11 protein-coding genes are annotated in these 20,853 nt (G+C 69.9%); 4 read left to right on the top strand and 7 right to left on the bottom strand.

Features of this window, described 5'->3' with window-relative positions; all coding sequences use genetic code 11:
* The first annotated feature begins 101 nt into the window (after positions 1–101).
* The 3 genes from MYK68_RS00795 (at position 102) to MYK68_RS00785 (ending at position 7,262) form a co-directional block, all read left to right on the top strand.
* On the top strand, positions 102–3,389 hold the full coding sequence (locus MYK68_RS00795) for an arabinosyltransferase domain-containing protein (protein ID WP_247868139.1): 3,288 nt from the start codon (positions 102–104) through the stop codon (positions 3,387–3,389).
* Positions 3,386–6,757, top strand: coding sequence for an arabinosyltransferase domain-containing protein (locus MYK68_RS00790; RefSeq protein ID WP_247865737.1), 3,372 nt, complete (start codon positions 3,386–3,388; stop codon positions 6,755–6,757). The genes MYK68_RS00795 and MYK68_RS00790 overlap by 4 nt, the downstream gene beginning before the upstream one ends.
* Positions 6,758–6,941: 184 nt before the next feature.
* Positions 6,942–7,262, top strand: a complete 321-nt coding sequence (locus MYK68_RS00785) for a putative quinol monooxygenase (RefSeq protein WP_247865736.1) — start codon at positions 6,942–6,944, stop codon at positions 7,260–7,262.
* Between the two features lie 123 nt (positions 7,263–7,385).
* Here MYK68_RS00785 and MYK68_RS00780 read toward each other — a convergent pair whose 3' ends face one another.
* Positions 7,386–7,865: a DUF2231 domain-containing protein gene (locus tag MYK68_RS00780; protein WP_247865735.1), complete on the bottom strand. Its 480-nt coding sequence runs from the start codon at positions 7,863–7,865 to the stop codon at positions 7,386–7,388.
* Between the two features lie 101 nt (positions 7,866–7,966).
* On the opposite strand from MYK68_RS00780, the gene MYK68_RS00775 reads away from it, so the two are divergent.
* Positions 7,967–8,698, top strand: coding sequence for a VIT1/CCC1 transporter family protein (locus MYK68_RS00775; protein WP_247865734.1), 732 nt, complete (start codon positions 7,967–7,969; stop codon positions 8,696–8,698).
* A gap of 236 nt (positions 8,699–8,934) precedes the next feature.
* Here MYK68_RS00775 and MYK68_RS00770 read toward each other — a convergent pair whose 3' ends face one another.
* The 6 genes from MYK68_RS00770 to MYK68_RS00745 all read right to left on the bottom strand — a co-directional run bounded on the left by MYK68_RS00770 (position 8,935) and on the right by MYK68_RS00745 (position 20,757).
* Entirely contained in the window at positions 8,935–10,488 is a 1,554-nt protein-coding gene (locus MYK68_RS00770) for an acyl-CoA carboxylase subunit beta (protein ID WP_247865733.1), read from the bottom strand.
* Entirely contained in the window at positions 10,485–15,956 is a 5,472-nt protein-coding gene (pks13, locus tag MYK68_RS00765; RefSeq protein ID WP_247865732.1) for a polyketide synthase Pks13, read from the bottom strand. Before pks13 ends, MYK68_RS00770 begins: the two co-directional genes overlap by 4 nt.
* A 96-nt stretch (positions 15,957–16,052) precedes the next feature.
* Positions 16,053–17,957 carry a long-chain-fatty-acid--AMP ligase FadD32 gene (gene fadD32 / locus MYK68_RS00760; RefSeq protein WP_247865731.1) on the bottom strand — a complete coding sequence of 635 codons (1,905 nt, stop codon included), beginning with the start codon at positions 17,955–17,957 and terminating at the stop codon, positions 16,053–16,055.
* 144 nt (positions 17,958–18,101) lie between these two features.
* Entirely contained in the window at positions 18,102–19,100 is a 999-nt protein-coding gene (locus MYK68_RS00755; protein WP_247868138.1) for a TIGR03621 family F420-dependent LLM class oxidoreductase, read from the bottom strand.
* Between the two features lie 145 nt (positions 19,101–19,245).
* Positions 19,246–20,211: a cutinase family protein gene (locus MYK68_RS00750; RefSeq protein ID WP_247865730.1), complete on the bottom strand. Its 966-nt coding sequence runs from the start codon at positions 20,209–20,211 to the stop codon at positions 19,246–19,248.
* Between the two features lie 3 nt (positions 20,212–20,214).
* Positions 20,215–20,757: a DUF732 domain-containing protein gene (locus MYK68_RS00745; RefSeq protein ID WP_247865729.1), complete on the bottom strand. Its 543-nt coding sequence runs from the start codon at positions 20,755–20,757 to the stop codon at positions 20,215–20,217.
* Between the last annotated feature and the right edge of the window lie 96 nt (positions 20,758–20,853).

Below are 20,853 nucleotides of genomic sequence, written 5' to 3'. Positions count from 1 at the left end.
ATGTTCGACTAACCTCGACAAACGTGCCGGTAGCGACAACAGAAACCGAAGAGCCCGAGCGTTCGCCGCAAAAGGCGCTGTTGTCGGCCCCGCAAGCGCGGATGCTCGCCGCCGTCGCCGGCCTGGTGGCCGTCGTCGCGGCGCTGGCCGTCCCGTTCCTTCCGGTGAAGACCACCGAGGCGACGATCACGTGGCCGCAGGGTCAGCGGCTGAACCACGACGACCCGTCGGTCCTCGCCCCGCTGATCGCGCAGACCCCGCAGGCGCTGAACGTCGTGATCCCCTGCCGTGCGCTGGCGGCGGCCGCGACGTCCGACGGCCCGCTGCTGGCCACGATGCCGCTCAAGGCGTCGCGGCTCGCCAACAACGGGCTGGTGGTCAACAATCGCGGCGAGCGGGTGAACGTCCTCTTCCGTTCGACGGCGGCGGCCAGCGCCACCCACGCCGAACTGACCTCCGACCGGTGTAAGAACCTGCGGATCTTCTCCTCCCCGGCCGGGGCGGGCGCCCAGTTCGTCGGGCTCGGCCCGGCCACCACCCTGCCGCCGGACAAGCGGCCGCAGGTCGACGGCTTCTTCACCTCGCTGGACACCGCGCAGGTGCACGCGCTGCAGACCGCGGGTATGCGGTCGACGCTGACCGTCGACAACCGCTACGAGTCGAGCGCCACCGCGCTGAAGATCGCCGTCATGGTGATCGCGGTGATCGCGGCCCTCGTCGCCCTGTTCGCGCTGTACTGCCTCGACAAGCTGCGCGGCTACCGCGGTCCGCCCGCCGACGGCGCCGCGCCGAATTCGATGTCCGCGGTCGGTGCGCGATGGCTGCGCTCGTTCCGGCCGCGCGTCACCGACATGGTGGTCACGGTCGTCCTGCTGATCTGGCTGTTCCTCGGCGCCGGTGCTCCCGACGACGGCTACATCTTCAACATGGGCCGCGCCGCCGAGTCCTCCGGCTACCTCTCGAACTACTACCGCTACTACGGCGTCGCCGAGGCACCGTTCGACTGGTACTACAGCTTCCTCGCGGTGTGGGGCCACGTCAGCACGTCGATCGTGTGGATGCACCTCCCGGCGCTGGTCGCCGGCCTGGCGTCGTGGTTCCTGCTCAGCCGCGTGATGCTGCCCCGGCTGGGCACCGCGGTCCGCGCCACCGGCTGGACCGGCTGGGCCGCCGCCTCGGTCTTCCTGGCCTTCTGGCTGCCGTTCTGCTCGGGCCTGCGGACCGAGGGCATCATCGTGCTCGGTTCGCTGCTCACCTGGTGGGCGGCGGAGAAGTCCATCGCCTCGCGCCAGCTGCTGCCCGCCGCGCTCGCCGCGACGGCCGCCGCGTTCACCCTGACGCTGGCCCCGCAGGGTGTGATCGGCCTCGCCATCCTGCTGGTCTGCGCTCGCGCACTGCTGGCGATCCTCGCGCAGCGCCGCCGGGAAGACCCGCTGCTGTCGCTGCTCGCGCCGATCGGCGCCGCCGCCCTCATCGTGCTGGTGGTGGTGTTCCGCGATCAGACGCTGATGACGGTGCTCGAAGCCCTCAAGATCAAGTACCAGACCGGGCCGGTGATCCCCTGGAGCCAGGAGTTCCTGCGCTACTACTTCCTCTCGGTCACCACCCCCGACGGCAGCATCGCGCGCCGCATCCCGGTGATGCTGCTGTTCGCCGGCGCCATCGTGACCGCGGCGGTCCTGCTGCGCCGCGGGCGGATCGACGGCGTCAACGCCCGCCCCGCGTGGCGGCTGGTCGGCGCCTTCGCGGTGACCCTGCTCCTGTTCTTCTTCCTGCCGATCAAGTGGACCATCCAGTTCGGTGTCTTCGCCGGGCTCGGCGCGGCGCTGGCCGCCACCGGCACCCTGGCGGTGGCGCAGGCCGCGGCGCGGTCGTCGCGCAATCTGACGGTCTTCGTCGCCGGTCTGCTCTTCGGCCTGGCCGCGGTCGCCGCCGGGTACAACGCCTGGCCGTACGTCTACCGGTACGGCATCTCGTGGTTCGACCAGGCCCCGACGATCAAGGGCTTCCAGCTGTCGTCGATCCTGCTGGTGTTCGCGGTGATCGCGGTCGCCATCGCGCTGTGGCAGACGCTCCGCCTGGACTACGTGCCCAACCGCGGCATGGCGCATCACGCCGCGGGCGAAGCGGATTCGGCCGCCGACCGACGACGGCTCGCAGTGGCCTCGTCGCCGATCACGGTGATCGCCGCCCTGATGGTGCTGGCCACGCTCGCCTTCTTCGCCAAGGCGGTGGTGACCCGGGAGCCCGCGGTCACCGGTTTCAGCAACAACGTCGACTCGCTGCGCAGCTCGTCGTGCGGGCTGGCCGACAAGGTCCTCGCCGAGCCCGACCCGAACGCGAACCTGCTGGTCCCGGCCGGCGGCGAGTCGCAGACCGCGGCACTGAACGGTTCGGTCAACGTCGGTTTCACGCCGGACGGCGTCGCGAGCGACCTGACGACCGATCCGATCACCTCGCGCCCCGGTCAGATGCATGTCGCCGGCTCCACCTCGAAGCCGTTCTCCACGCTCGGCACGCTCGGCGCGGGCACCACCGGCGGCACCGGGCCGAAGACGGTCAACGGGTCCACCGTCGCGCTGCCGTTCGGCCTGAACCCGGCCACCACCCCGATCCTCGGCAGCTACGGCTACCAGGGCAACGCCCACCTGGAGACCGGCTGGTACCGGCTGCCCGACCGCTCGGCATCGCCGCTGCTGGTCTTCGCCACCGCCGGCGCCGTCGACTCCTTCGACGCCAACGGCAATCACGTGCCCGGGCAGTCGCTGGTGGTGCAGTTCGGCCGTCCCGGCCCGAACGGCGAATTCGTGCAGGTCGGACACAACACGCTGCCTATCGATCCGGGGCCGCGCGTGGCCAACCGCCCGTGGCGCAATCTGCGCGTGCCGATGTCGGCGGTCCCGCCGCGCGCCACCGTGATGCGGCTCAAGCTCGATGACACCAACCTCGGCGCCATGCAGTTCATCGGCATCACGCCGCCACGCGCTCCCAAGCTGCAGACCCTGCAGCAGCTCGTCGGCTCGCAGGACCCGGTGCTCATCGACTTCGCGGTCGGCGCCTTCTTCCCCTGCCAGCGCCCGCTGTCGGTGACGCACGGCGTCGCACAGGTGCCGCAGTGGCGGATCATGCCCGACTACGTGACCCTCAACATGCAGTCCAAGACGTGGATGGCGACGAGCGGCGGTGGCCTGCTGTCGATCTACGAGTCCACCACCAAGCCCACCGTGGTCCCCACCTACCTCAAGGACGACTGGCACCAGGACTGGGGCACGGTCGAGCGGCTCGCTCCGCTCGCCCCGAACGCCGCCGTCGCCGTCGTCCGTACCCGGCAAGTGACACAGTCGGGCCTGGCCCGCGCCGGATCGATCCGTGTGGAGCCGTCGAAATGAGCCCGGAGAACGCCCCCGTGACTGATCCCGCCGATACCTCCGCCACGCCGACCGGGAACGACTCGCGCTGGCGCGTGTTCACCGCGAACGACTACCGGGTCACCAAACTGGTGGCCACGGTGACCGGTCTGCTCGGCCTGATCCTGGCGATCGCCACCCCGCTGCTCCCGGTTCAGCAGCGCAGCACCACCCTGGACTGGCCGCAGCACCAGGTGGTCAGCAACGTCACCGCACCGCTGGTGGCCTTCGTCCCGACCTCGATGACCGCGAGTGTGCCGTGTTCGCTCGCCAAGGACCTGCCGGCGTCCGGCGGCGTGCTGATGTCGACCGTCCCGGCGGCCGGCAAGCAGGCCACCGCCCGCGGCCTGTTCGTCCGCGCGACCGACTCCCAGATCAACATGACGGTGCGTGATGTTCTGCTGCTGTCGGTGGATCGTCAAGCGGCGCAGGCGAATCCGAACTGCTCCTTCGAGCTGAAGGGCGGCGCCGACGGCGTCGTCGCGCAGGTCAAGGGCATGTCGGGCGACGGCACGCACTACCAGACCGCCGACACCGACATGCGGCCGCAGATCGTCGGCGTCTTCTCCGATCTGGTGTCCCCGGATGCCGCACGCACGACGGCCGCACCGGCCGGTCTCGCTCTGCACGCCGACGTCGACACCCGATTCGTCAACAGCCCCACTCCGCTCAAGCGGGCCGCGATCATTCTCGGCATCCTGATGACCCTGCTGTCGCTGATCGCCCTCGCGGTGCTCGACCTGCGCGACGGCCGCGGTCACAAGCGGTTCCTGCCCCGCGGCTGGTTCACCATCCGCGCACCGGACGTCGTGGTGACCGTCGTGCTGGCCCTGTGGTGGCTGATCGGCGGCAACACCTCCGACGACGGTTACAACATCACCGTCGCCCGCATCACCAAGGAAGCGGGCTACGCCGACAACTACTTCCGCTACTTCGGCGTGCCGCAGGACCCGTTCGGCTGGCCCTACCAGGTGCTGTCGTGGATGACGCAGGTCAGCGTCGCCACCCCGTGGCTGCGGCTGCCCGCCCTGCTGATGGGCCTGCTCGGCTGGTGGCTGCTGAGCCGCGAGGTGATCCCCCGGCTGGGCCGCGCGGTACGCACCAACCAGGCCGCGATCTGGTCGTCGGCCCTGGTGTTCCTGGCCATCTGGATGCCCTACAACAACGGCATCCGATTCGAGGGCATCGAAGCCATCGGCGCCCTGCTCACCTGGTGCGCCGTCGAACGCTCCATCGCGACCCGCCGGCTGCTCCCCTACGCGGTGGCGGCGATCGTCGGCGCGTTCACCCTGGCCGTCGCCCCCGGCGGCCTGATGGCGGTGGCCGCTCTGCTGGCCGGTCTGCGTCCCGTAGTGCGCGGCATCGTGTCGCGCCGCACACGCGACGGCCTGCTGCCGCTGCTGGCCCCGCTGCTGGCCGCCGGTACCGCGGTGCTGTTCGCGATCTTCTACTGGCAACCGCTGATGCCGCTCATCGAGGGCAGCACCGTCGCCAGCGACGTCGGGCCGACCCTCGAGTGGTGGCAGGAACCGGTCCGCTACTACTACCTGATCCTGCAGACCGGCGACGGCACCTTCTCCCGCCGCTTCGGCATCCTGGTGATGTTCCTCTGCCTGATCGTGGTGATCTTCCGGCTGCTGTCGAAGAGCCGCCTCAACGGCGTCGCCCGGGCCCCGATCTGGCGCCTGGTCGCGATCATGCTCGGCACCATGTTCTTCATCTCGTTCACGCCCACCAAGTGGACCCACCACCTGGGCATCTACGCCGGTATCGGGGCCGCGATCGTCGCCGCCACCGCGGCGATGATGTCGCCCGCGCTGCTGCGCTCGCGGAGCAACCGCGCGTTCTTCACCGCGGCCGTGCTGCTGGTGACCGCCGTGTCGGCCACCGGCACCAACATGTGGTGGTACGTCGGCAGCTACGGCGTCCCGTGGTGGGACCGCCCGATCTCGGTGGCCGGCATCAAGCTCGGCTGGGTGGTCCTCGCCCTGGCGCTCATCGCCACGCTGGTGGGCCTCTGGTACTACTTCCGCAACGACTACGTCGACGAGGAGAAGCGCACCGGCTACCAGCGCACCGGCCTGAACCGGTTCAAGGTCTCGCCGCTGCCGGTGATCGCCGCCCTCGTGGTGCTGTTCATGCTGGCGTCGTTCGCCAAGGGCGCCTGGACGCAGCGCGACAGCTGGTCGTGGGCCAAGTCGAACGCCCGCGCGCTGGCCGGCAACGAATGCGGCCTCGCCAACGACGTCCTCGTCGAGTCGGACGTCAACGCGTCGATCCTGCGACCGGCCGCGACCGGCGGCAAGCCCGCCCCGTCGCCCACCGCCGCTCTCGCCGGGACCAACGACGGTTTCACGCCGAGCGGTGTGCCGTCGGACGTGTACATCGACCCGCTGGAGCAGAAGAGCAGCAGCGACACCACCGACGACGACACGGCCACCACCACCCTGCCGACCACCGAAGAGGTGACCGGTGAGGACGCGGATCACACCGATCAGACGCAGAGCGCCCCGGCGACCGTGGTGCGTCTCCCGTACGGCCTGAACCCGGCCACCACCCCGGTCCTCGGCAGCTACGGGGCCACCGGCACCGCGTCGGTGACCACGGACTGGTACCAGCTGCCCTTCGCGGCCGGGAAGGCCCCGGAACAGTCGCCGCTGCTCGCGGTGGCCGCCGCCGGATCCGTCCAGGCCATCGACCCGCTGGGCGCGGTGATCCCCGGCCGCAAGCTGGTCGCCGAGTACGCCCGCACCGGTCCGGACGGCCGCGTGGTCCCGGTCGGCCATCCACAGATGCCGATCGACGCGATGGCGCTCAACCCGTCGTCCACCTGGCGCACCCTCCGCTTCCCGCTGAAGCAGGCACCGCCCGGTGCCACCATGGTGCGCCTCAACGTGGTCGACGACGCCGCCGCGAGCGCCGAGTGGGTGGCCTTCACGCCCCCGCGCGTGCCCGCGCTGCGCACGCTGAACGACGTCGTGGGCCGCACCGTCCCGGTGTTCATCGACTGGCTGCCCGGCCTGGTGTTCCCGTGCCAGCGCCCGATGGCCGTTCGCGACGGCGTGCTGGAGCTGCCGCAGTGGCGGATCATGCCGGACGCCGACGCGACGCAGAAGAACAGCCAGTCGTGGCAGGCCGGCAAGTCGGGCGGCCCGCTGGGCATCACCGACGCGCTGCTGTCGAACACCCTGGTGCCGACCTACCTGCGGAACAACTGGGGTCGTGACTGGGGCGGCCTGGAGCGGTTCACCCCACTGGTGCCGAACGCGAAGCCCGCGGACCTGGAGCTCGGCTACCGCACCGTGAACGGCTTGTGGAGCCCGGCCCCGATGCGCTCAGCCGGCTACTGACCCCGAGTCCGCATTCCGTCCGTCCCCCTGGTTTCCGCTCGTCCACCCGGTCTATTCCGTGTGGACGAACGGAGTGCCAGTGGACGAACGGAGTGCGAGTGGGTAGGCGGAATCCGGCCGACGACCGGACGGCGGGCGCGCCGTACGGGCCCGTAGGGACGGGCCGCGCCGTAGCGTGGGCGACATGCAGATCGTGACCGTTCGCTTCTACGTCAAACCCGAACTCGCCGACGAGTTCCCGTCCGCCCTCACCGAGCTCACCGAGGCCACCCGGAACGAGCCGGGCAATCTCTGGTATCTGTGGTCGCGCAGCCTCGACGACCCGAACGAGTACGTGGTGATCGAGGGTTACACCGACGACGGCTTCGCGGCGCACGCGACCAGCGAGCACTTCCGGTCCGGCGGTGCGCTGATCCACCCGTTCCTCGCGCGCACCCCGGACATCATCGCGCGGCGGGTGGAGGGCGACGGCTGGGATCGGCTGACCGTCCTGGCCGTCGACTGATCCGCCCGCATTCCGTCCCTCCCCCTGAACTCCGTTCGCCCACTTCGATTCCGTTCTGCCACCCGGACTATTTCGGCTGGCAGAACGGATTCGAAGTGGAGCGACGGATTCCGGCGACGAGGGTCAGCCCCAGACGGCGCGGGCGCCGCTGTCGCCGGCCAGGATCACCATGGTCAGCGAGGCGACGGCGGCGGCGATCACCGCGAGGGCGGCGAACCGGCGCAGCCAGCGCAACCGGGTGTCACCCGCGGTGCCGTCGGGGCGGTCGATCAGCGCGGTGACCGCCGGGCGGTAAAGCAGCCACTGCATGGCGATCGCCCCGAACATCGGGCCCACCGCCAGGATCAGCGAGTCGCCGATGGAGGCGTGGTGGGCGACGTCCGCCGGTTCGCCGAGCTTGCGATACAGGGCCTCGCCCGCGGTGGTCGCGATCGGCACCGAGATCAGCGTCAGCAGTGCCAGCACCGGCGGGAACACCCCGAGGGCGGTCCGGGCGCGGGGCCACAGCGTGACGACGATCCCGACCAGGGCGGTCACCGGCACGGCCACGACGACGAAATGCACGACCAGCGGATGTAGCGGCAGGCCCGCGAAACTCTCCATGCGCCAGACCCTATCCCGCTCCGTCTTGGCGCGCGCTGAGGACCGGAAGGCTCGCCTCGCCTTGCTTGCACTTGCCCGGCGCGGCGGGCACGGTATGAGCCATGACCGAGACCACGGCCGATCTCCCGCACTCGCACGCCGGCGAGCCGCATCGCAGCGGGCTCGCCAATCGCCTCAACTGGCTGCGCGCCGGGGTGCTCGGCGCCAACGACGGCATCGTGTCGACCGCGGGCATCGTGGTCGGCGTCGCGGCCGCGTCGAGCGACCGCGGCACGATCTTCACCGCCGGTATCGCGGCGCTCGCCGCCGGTGCGGTGTCGATGGCACTCGGCGAATACGTCTCGGTGAGCACCCAGCGCGATACCGAGGCCGCTCTCCTCGCCAAGGAACGGCGCGAGCTGCACGACGACCCCGCCGCCGAACTGGACGAGCTCGCCGGACTCTACGAGGCCAAGGGGCTCAGCCCGGAGACCGCGCACCGCGTCGCCGCCGAGCTGACCGCCCACGACGCGCTCGCCGCCCACGCCGACGCCGAACTGAATCTCGACCCGGAGGAACTCACCCGGCCGTGGGGCGCGGCGCTCTCGTCGGCGGTGTCGTTCACGCTCGGTGCCGCGCTGCCGCTGATCGCGGTTCTGCTCCCGCCGGAGAGCTGGCGCATCCCGGTCGTGGTGATCGCGGTACTGATCGCACTCGCCGTCACCGGCACGCTCGGCGCACTCCTGGGCGGCGCCAAGCCGCTGCGCCCGTGCCTGCGCGTGGTGATCGGCGGCGCGATCGCCATGGCGGTCACCTACGGTATCGGCGCGGCCTTCGGCACCGCGGTGGGCTGACTCTCGTTGCGGGACAGCTTCTTTCGACGACGGCCGGGAGGTGTTCGGCTGAGCCGGCGCGCGAGGGAGCCTCGACGCCGAGCCTCTAGAAAGGTGGCTTCGACACATCGACTCGCCCTGGCTGGCTCAGCCGGCGGAGGGGCTGCATCCTCCGACCGCCCGTTGAGATACTCCTAGCCGCCCGTTGAGCCGGATGAGCCGCTAGACGAATCCGAGTCGAAACGCAGCTCTCGCCGCTAGATCGGCATCAGGTAGTGCTTGCGGGGGGCGCGGATCACGTGCTTGTCGCGGAGCTGGGCGAGGGCCTTGCGGAGTTGCAGGCGCGTCTGCGCCGGCTCGATCACCGCGTCGATGTAGCCCTTTTCCGCGGCCAGGTACGGGTTGGCCATCATCACGTTGTAGAAGTCGATGAAGTCGCGGCGCACCTTGTCCGCGTCGTGCACCGACAGCCCCTCGGTCTGGCGGCGGGTCAGCAGCACGGCCGCCGACTCCGCGCCCATCACGGCGATCTTGGCGGTCGGCCAGGCGAAGTTGATGTCGGCGCCGAGCTGCTTGCAGCCCATCACCGCGTACGCGCCACCGTAGGCCTTGCGCAGCACCACGGTGATCTTCGGGACGTCGGCCTCGACGTAGGCGTAGAGGAACTTGCCGGAACGACGGATGGTGCCCTTGGCCTCCTCGGCGACGCCCGGCAGGATGCCCGGGGTGTCGACCAGGAAGATCAGCGGAATGCTGTACGCGTTGCAGATCCGGACGAAGCGGGTGGCCTTCTCCGATGCGTCGGTGTCGATGGTGCCGGCCATCACCGACGGCTGGTTGGCGACGATGCCGACGCTGTGGCCGTCGACCCGGGCGAAGCCGGTCAGGATGTTCGGCGCGAACAGCTCGCCGACCTCGTGGAAGGCGCCGTCGTCGAACATCTTCACGATCAGGTCACGCATGTCATAGCCGGCGTTGTCGCTGTCCGGCATGAACTCGTTCAACGACAGGTCGGACTCGGTGATCTCCGGTTCCAGCCCCGGGTTGATCACCGGGGGCCGCTCGGACCAGCTCGACGGCATGTACTCCAGGTACTCGCGGACCCACTCGAAGGCGGCCTTCTCGTCTTCCGCGACGTGGTGGATGTTGCCCCAGCGCGCCTGATTGTGGGCGCTGCCGAGGTCCTCGGCCGAGGTGTCCTCGCCGTTCACCGCCTTGAGGATGTCCGGGCCGGTGACGAACATGTAGCTCTTGTCCTCGACGCCGACCAGGATGTCGGTGTTCGCCGGAGTGTAGACGGCGCCGCCGGCGCACTTGCCGAGGATCACCGAGACCTGCGGCGACAGGCCCGACAGCAGGTCGTTGCGGCGGCCCATCTCGGCGTACCAGGCCAGCGAGGTGACCGCGTCCTGGATGCGAGCGCCGGCCGAGTCGTTGATACCGACCATCGGGCAGCCCAGCTTGCCCGCCCACTCCATGATCGCCGAGACCTTGCGGCCGAACATCTCGCCGACGCTGCCGCCCATCACCGTCTGGTCGTGGCTGAACGCGGCGACCGGCCGTCCGTGGACCAGACCGTGTCCGGTCACCACGCCGTCGCCGTACCCGGTCTCGCCCGCTCCCGGCGCCTTGACCAGCGCACCGACCTCGACGAACGTCCCCGGGTCGAACAGCATCTCCAGCCGCTGACGCGGCGAACAGATCCCCTTGTGGGCACGCTTGGCGACCGCCTTCTCGCCGCCCGGTTCCTTGGACAGTTCGAGCTTGGCGCGCAGGTCGGCGAGCTTGCCCGCGGTGGTGTGATCGGTCATGCGCCGCTTCCCTTCCGGTTCACGTCAGCGATCCGCTGCGTCAGATCGGCGGCCACCTGGGCCACGTAAGGCTCGTCGACGATCGACAGGTGGTCGCCGCCGATGTGCAGGATCTCCAGATCGTCGACCACCTCGCCCCAGCGTCCGTCCTCCGGGATGTCTGCCCACTGCGGTTCGAGTTCGATGGCGCCGTCGTGCATCTTGTCGGCCCGGTAGAGCACCACCTTGCCGCCGTACGGGGTCGGGTGGATGTTGCTCAGCGCCCGGTTGTCCAGGAACGACGTCCGCTGGTGCTCGATGATGCCGCCCGGAATCTTGGTACCGGACATCGAGATCATCTCCATGATGATGGCGAACTGCTCGTCGTCGTCGGCCTCCACCAGGCGGTCCATCGGAATCGGGATGGAGTCGTCGAGGTCGTAGGTCTTGACCGCGAAGTCCTTCCAGCGCTCCAGCCGCGCCCGCTTGGTCTCCGGGGTCTCGACCATCTCCTCGCGCGGACGCACGACGTCGATGAGGCCGACGAAGGCCACCTCCTCGCCCTGCTCGCGCAGCACCTGTGCGGCGCCGTAGGCCAGCGCACCGCCCAGCGACCAGCCGGACAGCACGTACGGACCGTGCGGCTGGATCTCGCGGAGCTTCGGCAGGTACTGGCGCACCCGCTCCTCGATGGTGCCCTCGACGCGGTCGAAACCGATCACCGGCTGATCGTCGGGCAGCCGCTTGAGCAGCGCCTCGTAGGCGGAGGTGTTGCCGCCGGCCGGGTGGAAGACCAGTAGCGGCATCGGGTCGCCTGCTTGCGTGTCGAACTCGTGCTGGCGCTTGCCGTCCTTATCGGGCACCCGGAGGTACCGCACGAAACCGTCGATGTCGGCCGCCGCCTCCATGTGCTGGCGGACGTACTCGCTCATCTCCTCGATGGTCTCGGCGGCGAGGATGTCCTCGACGTCGATGTTTCCACCGGTGCGGTCGTTCAGGCGGTCGGTGAGCTTCTTCGCGGTCGCCTCGTCGAGGACGGGGAGCTTGTTGAACACACCGCCCGCCGACTTGCCGGTGACCACGGCGTAGGCGCCGAAGGTGAGACGCTCCGGGGCGTCGCGCGGGGGCACGTCCGCGCCCGCCGCCGCGGCGACCTGGGTCTGGTCGGTCAGGTCGGTGGACTGGGGCTGCGGCGCCGGTTCGGGGGTCGTTTCGACACGGGCTCCTTCGTCGCCCGGCGGGGCGGGCTGCTGAGAAGCCGGCGGGACGGGCTGCGGAGAAGCGGGCTCGGGGGAGGTCTGCGGGGCGGGCTGCGGGGCCGTCGTTTCGACAAGGGCTCCTTCGTCGCCCGGCGGGGCGGGCTGCGGGGCCGGCTGCTCCGCGGCCTTGCGGGCGTTGGCCTCGTCGATCAGGGCGGAGAGGGCGGCGGTGTCGAGTTCCTGGCCGTCGGCGGTGCCGGAGGCGAGGAGGTCGACCTGGTCGCGGTTCTCGACCGCGAAGGTCACGAACTTGGTCACGTCGGCGAGGTTCGCCTGCCGCATGGCCTGCAGTTGCAGCTGCGGGATGTCGAACTCGTACTCGACGCGGTTCTTGATGCGCACCGCCATCAGCGAGTCCAGTCCCAGCTCGATGAGCGGGATCTCGCGCGGCAGGTCGTCCGGGTCGTAGCCCATCGACTCCCCGACGATCAGCGCGAGGCGCTGCTCGACGGTCTCCCCCGACTCCGGAGTCCACTTGCGGCCGATGTCGTCGACCACCTCGTCCTCGACGACGACCGGGCCACCGCCGAAACCGGTGTCCTCCGCGGCGGGGGGCGTGGCTTCGACGCGGGCTCCTCCGTCGCCCCGTGGTTCCTGAGCGGAGCCGAAGGGCTCAGCCGGCCGGCGGCCGGGGACGGTACCCGTCACCGCGGCCTCGAAGAGGAGGGCGTGGCCGTGGTCGGCGTCGGCGAAGACCGCGACCGCGCCGCCACCGGGATGGCGGGTGTAGACGGTGGTCAGCGTGCCGTCGCCGGGCAGGTCGCCGAGCACGTCGGCGGCCGCCACGGCGGCGTCGTCCAGCACCTGCTTGGCCGCGGCGAGGACCAGTTCGCGCGGATCGGTGACCGCGGACGCGGCCACCTCCCACGCGTGCCGCCCGTCGGGCAGCGCGACGTGCGATCCGGGGACCGAGGTCAGGCCGGAGCCGCTGCTCACCGCGGCGGTGAGCCAGTACGGCTTGCGGTCGAACCGGGTGCGCGGGACGTTCGCGTAGGGCAGGTCCTGGCCGGTGCCGAACAGCGAGCCGACATTCACCGGGTGGCCGTGCACCCACAGCTTCATCAGCGCGTTGACCACACCGTAGTTCTCGTCCTCTTTGCGGCGGAGGGTCTCGATCAGCTCGACGTCGTGCAGTCCCGCGCCGAACGCAGCGGCCGCGACCGAGATGAGCACCGCCGGGTTCGGCGAGAGCTCCAGGAAGGTCCGGTGGCCGTTCTCCACGGTCTTGGCGATCGCCTGGGCGAACCAGACGCTGTGCCGCAGGCCCTTGGTGAAGTACTCGATGGTGTGCACCGGCTCGGCACCCGGGCGGTAGAACACCTCGCGGTCGACCGAGCTGTAGAAGCCGACCGACGGGCGCTGCGGCACGATGCCGGTCAGCTCGTAGGCCAGCTCGCCGAGCAACGGATCCATCTGCGAGGTGTGGCTCGCACCCTTGGTCTGCAACTTCCGGCCGAGTTTGCCCTCGGCCTCGGCGCGGGCGACGATCGCGTCGACCTGCGGCTCCGGACCGCCGATCACCGTGTGCGTCGGCGCGGCGTACACGCAGATCTCCAGGTCGGGGTAGTCGGCCAGGACGCCGTTGATGTCGTCGGCGCTGTACTCGACCAGCGCCATCAGCCGGATGTCGTCACCGGACAGCATCGACTCGCCCTCGCCCATCAGCCGCGAACGCTGACAGATGACGCGGGTGGCGTCTTCCAGCGAGAGCCCGCCGCTGATGTACGCGGCCGACGCCTCACCCATCGAATGCGGAACCAGCACGCCCGGCTCGGCGCCGAAGTGCCGCAAGGTGTCGGCGAGCGCCACCTGAATGGCATAGATCCCGACCTGCGCGGCCTCGATGCCGTAGGTCTGCGCGTCGTCGAGGAACATCTCGACGATCGAGTAGCCGAGTTCGTTCTGCACGCGCTCGTCGACGCGATCGATGTACTTCGCGAACACCGGATTCTCCGTGTACAGCTGCTTGGCCATCTTGCGGTGCTGGCTGCCGAAACCGGACAGCAGCCACACGGCCGACGCCGCATCCGGCGAATCCGCGGTGTACACGAACGGCAGCGCCTTGCCTGCGGCGACGGCCCGCAGGCCCTTGAGCGCGTCCTCGTGGGTCCGCGCCATCACGACCGACCGGGTGCGGCCGTGGTTCCGGCGCGACAGGGTCCGGCCGATCTCGACCAGCGGAGTGGCCCGGCCCTCCTCGGTCTCGAGCCAGTCGGCGAGGTCGGCCGCGGTCTTGCGGCGGCGCGACGGCAGGAAGCCGGAGACCACCAGCGGGACCACGGAGCCCTCGACGGCGCACGGCGCGAAGCCCTCTGCCGGATCGGTCTCGGCGACCTCGGCGACGGTCTCCGGCTGCTTGGCCTGGGCGGCCAGGACGGCGCGCTCGGCTTCGGTCAGGTAATCATCGTCATCGTCCTGGTCTCGACTCCGCTCGACCATCTTGGGGTCGTCGTCATCGTCCTGGTCTCGACTCCGCTCGACCATCATGGGGCCCTGGAGGTCCGACGGGAGCACCTCGCGCACGACGACGTGCGCGTTGGTGCCGCCGAAACCGAAGCCGGACAGGCCCGCGACGGCGTGGCCGGAGTAGCGCGGCCAGTCCGAGTTCTCGGTGTTCACCTTGAGATTGGTGGCCTCGAACTGGATGTACGGGTTGGGGCCCACGTAGTTGAGCGACGCCGGGATGACGTCGTGCTGCAGCGACAGCACCACCTTGGCCAGCGCGCCCGCGCCGGCCGCCGACTCCATGTGGCCGTAGTTGGTCTTGGCCGAGCCGAGCAGCGCCGGGGCATCCGGGGTGCGGCCGCGGCCGACCACGCGGCCGAGGGCGTCGGCCTCGATCGGGTCGCCGAGGACGGTGCCGGTGCCGTGCGCCTCGATGTAGTCGACGGACCGCGGGTCGATCGCCGCGTCCCGGTAGGCGTCGCGCAAGACGTCGACCTGGGCCTCCGGGTTGGGCGCGAAGATGCCGTTGGAGCGGCCGTCGGAGTTGACCGCCGAACCGGCGATCACCGCGAGCACCTGGTCGCCGTCGCGCCGGGCGTCGGACATCCGCTTGAGGACGAACACACCGCCGCCCTCGGCGCGAATCATGCCGTCGGCATCGGACGAGAAGGCCTTGATCCGGCCGTCCTTGGCCTGGGCGCCGATGCTGTCGAAGCCGAGGGTCACCGCCGGGGTGATGATCATGTTGACGCCGCCGGCCAGGGCGACGTCCGTCTCGCCGCTGCGCAGGCTGCGCACCGCCTGGTGCACCGCGACCAGCGACGACGAGCACGCCGTGTCGATGGCCACCGAGGGCCCGCGGAAGTCGAAGAAGTACGACACCCGGTTCGCCACGATCGACGTCGCGGTGCCGGTGAGCGCGTACGCCGCGGTCTCGCTGGCGCCCTCGCCGAGCCCGAGGGTGGCGAGCATCTGGTAGTCGTTGGTCGACGTGCCCATGAACACGCCGACCGGCGCGCCCTTCAGGTCGCTGGCCGGCAGGTGCGCGTTCTCCAGCGCCTCCCAGGTCAGTTCCAGGGCGAGGCGCTGCTGCGGGTCGACCATCTCGACCTCGCGCGGGCTCATCTGAAAGAAGTCGGCGTCGAAGCCCTTCACGTCGTCCAGGTAGCCGCCGTGCACGTTGGCCTCGGCGATCACCTCGGCCAGTCGCGGATCGGCCTTGAACTCGGTCCAGCGGTCGTCGGGCAGGTCGGTGATGCCGTCGACGCCGGCGATCAGCGCCGCCCACGTCGATTCGGGGGTCTGCCCGGCCTTCGGGAAGCGGGTGGCGAGGCCGACGATGGCGATGTCGTCGTCGGCGCTGCGCTCGCGTTCCCAGTAGCGGTCGGCGTCGACGTCCAGACCCTCGTCCGGATCGCCCTCGATGATGCGCTTGGCGAGCATCGCGATGGTCGGGTGGTTGTAGGCCGCGGTCGCGGTCAGGATGACGCCGGTGCGGTCCTCGACGTCGGCGGCCAGCGCCACCGCGTCGCGGGACGAGAGACCGAACTCCTCCATCGGGCGGTCGTCGGAGATCTGCTCGATCGGCAGGCCGGTGGTGGTCGACACCCATTCGCGCAGCCAGTCGCGCAGTTCCTCGACGGTCAGGCCGCCGGCCGTCTCCCCCTCGGTGCCGGAGGCGCCGGTGGATTCGGTGCCTGCGCCCGCGGCGCCTGCGTCCTCATCGGAGGGGACGACCCCCGCCTGCGCGGGGATCTGGGTACCGGTGTTTTCAGTGTCAGACATCGCCTACAGCCTACTGATCGGGAACATTCGAGAGGTATGCGTCAAGCCCGGTATGTCGTGGACATACCGGGCCGTTCGCGGTGAAGTGCACGAGATCTAGTCGCCGGCGTCCGGGAAGGCCGTCTGCTGGTAGCCGCCGCGCAGGGTGCCGTCGATGTACGCGGCCTTGGTGGCCCGGCGCGCGATCTTGCCGCTCGACGTGCGCGGGATGGAACCCGCCGGTACCAGGAGCAGGTCGCGGACCATCACGCCGTGGCGGCCGGCGATCGCGGCGCGCACGGCGTCGGCGATCTCCTGCGGATCGGCCTTGCGGCCCGGGCCGCGTTCGGCGACGATCACCAGCTGCTCGGAGGCGTCGTCGGGATCGGCGGTCAGACCGGAGAAGCCGCCCTCGAAGACCTCGGCCGGCAGCTGGTTGGCCGGGACCGCGAACGCCGCGATGAAGCCGGGCCGCAGGTTGGCGCTGGCCTCCTGCGCGCTGAACTCGAGGTCCTGCGGGTAGTGGTTGCGGCCGTCGACGATCACCAGGTCCTTGACCCGGCCGGTGATGTACAGCTCGCCGTCGTAGATGACGCCGTAGTCGCCGGTGCGCATCCACTGCGCGCCCTCGGGGGCGCCGGCGGAGTGGCTGCCCTCGGGCAGCGGGTGCGCGAGGAGGTTGTGGAAGGTCTCCTCGGTCTCGGAGTCCTTGTTCCAGTAGCCCTTGCCGATGTTCAGGCCGTGCAGCCAGATCTCGCCGACGCGGCCGTCGGCAACCTCGGTGGCGGTGTCCGAATCGACGATGCACGCCCACTGGCTGAGCGCCACCTGACCGCAGGAGACCTGGGCGATCGCGTTCTCGGCGTCCTCGGCGACCGGGACGAACTCGCCGGCGTTCAGCTTCTCGCGGTCGACATAGCTGATCTTGGCGGCGTTGTCGCGCTGGGTGGCGGAGACGAAGAGGGTGGCCTCGGCCATGCCGTAGCAGGGCTTGATCGCCTTCGGCGACAGACCGTAGGGCTCGAAGGCCTCGTTGAACTTGCGCATCGAGCTGACGGTGACCGGCTCCGAGCCGTTGATCAGGCCGATCACGTTGGAGAGGTCCAGTTCCTCGCCCTCCCGCGGCAGGCCGCGGGCGGCGGCGTGCTCGTAGGCGAAGTTGGGGGCCGCGGCGTAGGTGGGCGCGTGATCGTCGGCGGCGGCCAGTTCCTTGATCCATCGACCCGGGCGCCGAACGAACGCGGCCGGGCTCATGATGGTGATGTACTTGCCGCCGAGCGCGGGCAGGATCACCGTCAGCAGGCCCATGTCGTGGAACATCGGCAGCCACGTGACGCCGCGGGAGTTGCGGTCGATCTCGATGCAGTCGTAGATCTGCAGGCAGTTGGCGGCGACCGCCTCGTAGGTGATCTCGACGCCGGCCGGCACGCGGGTGGAGCCGGAGGTGTACTGCAGGTAGGCGACGGTGTCGCGGTTGTGGTCCTTGCCGGCGACCGGGGCCACCCAGGTGGAGCCGACCGAGTCGGGCACGGCGTCGACGGCGATGACGCGCGGGCGCTCCTTGGCCGGACGGTCGGCGAAGAAGTCGCGAACCGCCTCGGCCGACTTGGTGGAGGTCAGGATGGCGGTCGGCCGGCAGTCGGCGAGCACCGCGGTGAGACGGTCGGTGTGCCCGGGCTCGTCGGGGCTGAACAGCGGGACGGCGATATTGCTGGCGTACAGCGCGGCGAAGAAGCCGATCACGTATTCGAGCGACTGCGGGGCCAGGATCGCGACGCGGTCGCCGGGCTTGGTCACCTGCTGAAGGCGTGCGGCCACGGCGCGGAGCCGCTTGCCGAACTGGGCCCAGGTCAGGTCTTGGGGTTCACCGTCGCGCTCGCGGCTGTAATCGATGAACCGGTAGGCGAGAGTGTCGGCCTGATCCCGGACGTTGCGTTCGACGTAGTCGACGAGCGTGGCGTCCTCGGTGAACCGAAGGTTGCCGTTCTCATCGAGAAACTGCTCGAACTCGGTATTCAGCATTCCAAACTCCTGTGCCGCTGCCGCGGCGTCTTCTCAGTCATCCTGTCGGCTCCGTTGCACTCACCCGCGGTGTCGTCGCCCTGTCCATTTCTCCCGCTCTCCGATGGTTCTCATCGGTCCGGGACACGCAAAACCGGTCTGATTCTACTCCTCGCGCAAGAGCGGGATGACGGGTGCGAATGCATCCATCTGCGTGGGGAACACACCGACGTAGCTCATCGTCGTCCGGCGACGGACCTCGCGGATGTGCTCGGCGATCTCCTTGACGGTGCCGAACGCCAGATACGGGGAGGCGAGGAGGTCGTCGACGGTCAGTTCCGCGTCGCGTTCGATGGTCGGCGGATACCCGCTGTCGAGAGCCTTCAGGGCCAGTTCGGCGGCGGCGACCCGGTCGTCGGTCGGCACGACGGCGGCGATGGTCCAGTTCAGTTCGATCTCGTCGAACCGCTCCCCGGCGGCCTCCCGGATGCGGTCGACGCGCTCGAGCGTGCTCTCGATCGTCATATCCGACAGCCGCAGCTTCCCGTCGGGCGTGGAGCGGGTGGCCACCGAGATGATGTCCGCATGCCGCGCGGCCAGTGCCAGCATCCGCGGCCCTCCGCCGCCGACCGCGATCGGCGGGCGCGGGCCCTGCCGCGGCCGTGGCGAGCCCTGTAGCCCGCTGATCCGGTAGAACTCCCCGGCGAAGTCGACCGTCTCGCCGCGCAACAGGCCGTCGAGCACGGTGAGCGCTTCGTCGAGCCGGCGGATCCGCTCCCCCGGGGGCCCGAAGTCGATGCCCGCCTGGCGGAACTCGTCTTTCAGCCAGCCTGCGCCGATGCCCAGTTCCAGTCGCCCTCGCGAGAGGACGTCGATGGTGGTGGCCTCCTTGGCCAGGATCGCCGGATGGCGGAAGCCGTTGGCCAGCACCGACGTCGCGAGCCGGATACTGCTCGTGGCCTGTGACAGCGCGCCGAGCGCCGCGAGGGGGCCGACCTGATTGCCGAGATGGTCAGGTACGGCGAAGGTGTCGTAGCCGAGGTCCTCCGCGTGCTGGGCGAGCCGGATGAAGTTGCGGGCGCCGCCCTCGTCCTTGTTGCCCTCGCCGCCGGCGCCGAATCGGAAGCGGCGCAGTCGAGAGGTGCGCGTCGCCGGATCCAGCATCGCCGTTCCGGTCACGCGTCCACCTCCTCGCCACCCCCGGCCACCGCGGCCCGCGTTCATCCGAACGGGGGACGCTCACTCAAATGTCACGAAAAGGTTAACGCAGCCGGGGAGCCGACCCCAAAGTCTTCGCGGTGTTTCCGTATCACCGATGTTTCGGGCGCGGGGCCTGCTCGATCAACGCGGTCGCCCACCTCAGCATCCACTGCGTCGCGGTGGCGCCGTCGTCACTCCAGTACTTCTTCGTGGCGTACATCGCATGCACCGGATTGTTCGCCGCATTCGCGAACTTGCCGACGGCGTCGAACGGGTTGGTGATCTGCGGGGCGTCGCAGATGAGGTCGCCGGGAGCGCAGATCGAGTAGGTCCGGTCGGTGAGCGTGCCGAAACCGCCGGTCCGCTTGCCGCTCATCGTGATCCCGGGGATCCGGAGGCCGCCGAGGCTCACCTCCGCGCCCTGCCCCTGCGGGCTCGGGCCGACGTCGTGCTGCTCGCCGGACACCCGGCGGCCGTCGGCGATCAGGCCGACGCCGAGCACCAGGTCCTGGTCGGCGGCCGGGATCGGGCCCTTGCCGTTGCCGATGTCGCTCGCGATGTCACCGGTGATCACCGCGCCCTGCGAGAAGCCCATCAGGATGTACCGGGTGAGCGGGCAGTGCTCGTGGGTCGCGGTCAGCTTGGCGTCCGCCTTCCGGCGGCCCTGGTGCCGCGACCAGTCGTAGTCGCGCTGGTTGTCGCCGAGCACGGTCGGATTCCGGAACTGCGCGACGTAGGGCACGGTGTACACCTCGGCGCGGCTGCGCGGGAACTTCTCCTGCAACGCGCGGGTCACCCGCAGCATCAGCGACTTCGGGTTGGCCGTGGGGTGATACGGATCGTCGTTCGACTTCGACTCCCAGGTGCCGGGAATCGAGAGGACCAGCACGTCCGGGCAGTCGGCGGGCTGGGCGTTCGGCCGGTGCGGGGGCGCGGACGTGGGCGGGCTCGTGGGCGGCCCGGGCGGCGGCGGGGACGGCCGCAGGAACTGAATGATCAGCACGATCACCAGAACGAGGGCGACCAGCGCCAGGAGTCCGACACCCCACGCCAGCTTGCGGGCATGGCGTCGCATGTATCAGCAGAGATTCTTCTCGGCGGCGGAGATCAGCTTGTCGGCCTTGGCGCCGGCCTCGTCCTCGGTCTTGGTCATCGGACCGATGGCGGCGCGCACGTAGACCTTGATCATCATCGGATCGGTCTTCTTCTTCTTTTCCTGGCACACGTAGTGGCCCATGGTGAGCGCGATGTTGTTGTCGTCGTCGCCCATGAACGCCACATTGTCCTGCTTCAGCGCCGCCAGGTAGCGCTTGTCCTTGTCGGTGAGCTGCTGCTGGCCCTGCTTGGAGCCCGGGAAGTTGCCTGGCACCGTCGTGGACTTGTCCGGCTTGGTGGCCGGCAGCGTGCTGGTGGCCTTCGACGCGTTGGACGCGGCCAGCTCGGAGGCCTGCTCCTCGGCCGACGAATCGGTGGTACCGCTGCCGGGCATGGTCCGGGTGGTGACCTCCTGGGAGAGCGGTGCGCTGGCGGTCGACGAATCCCCGCCGCACCCGGCGAGAGCGACCGCGGCAGCAGCCAGGGCGACGCACACGAAGACGCCGCGAGAGAACTTGCCAGTCATGGTTGAAAGGCTACCTTCCGAATCTCGCAATTCTGCACCTCGCAGGGTATTCACCTGCGTAAACACGGCAGATCCTCAGCCGATTATCAATAACGA

Origin of the sequence: Gordonia sp. PP30, assembly GCF_023100845.1 — a bacterium.
Taxonomy (GTDB): Bacteria; Actinomycetota; Actinomycetes; order Mycobacteriales; family Mycobacteriaceae; genus Gordonia.
This window is presented reverse-complemented; position numbering and strand designations above follow the sequence as displayed.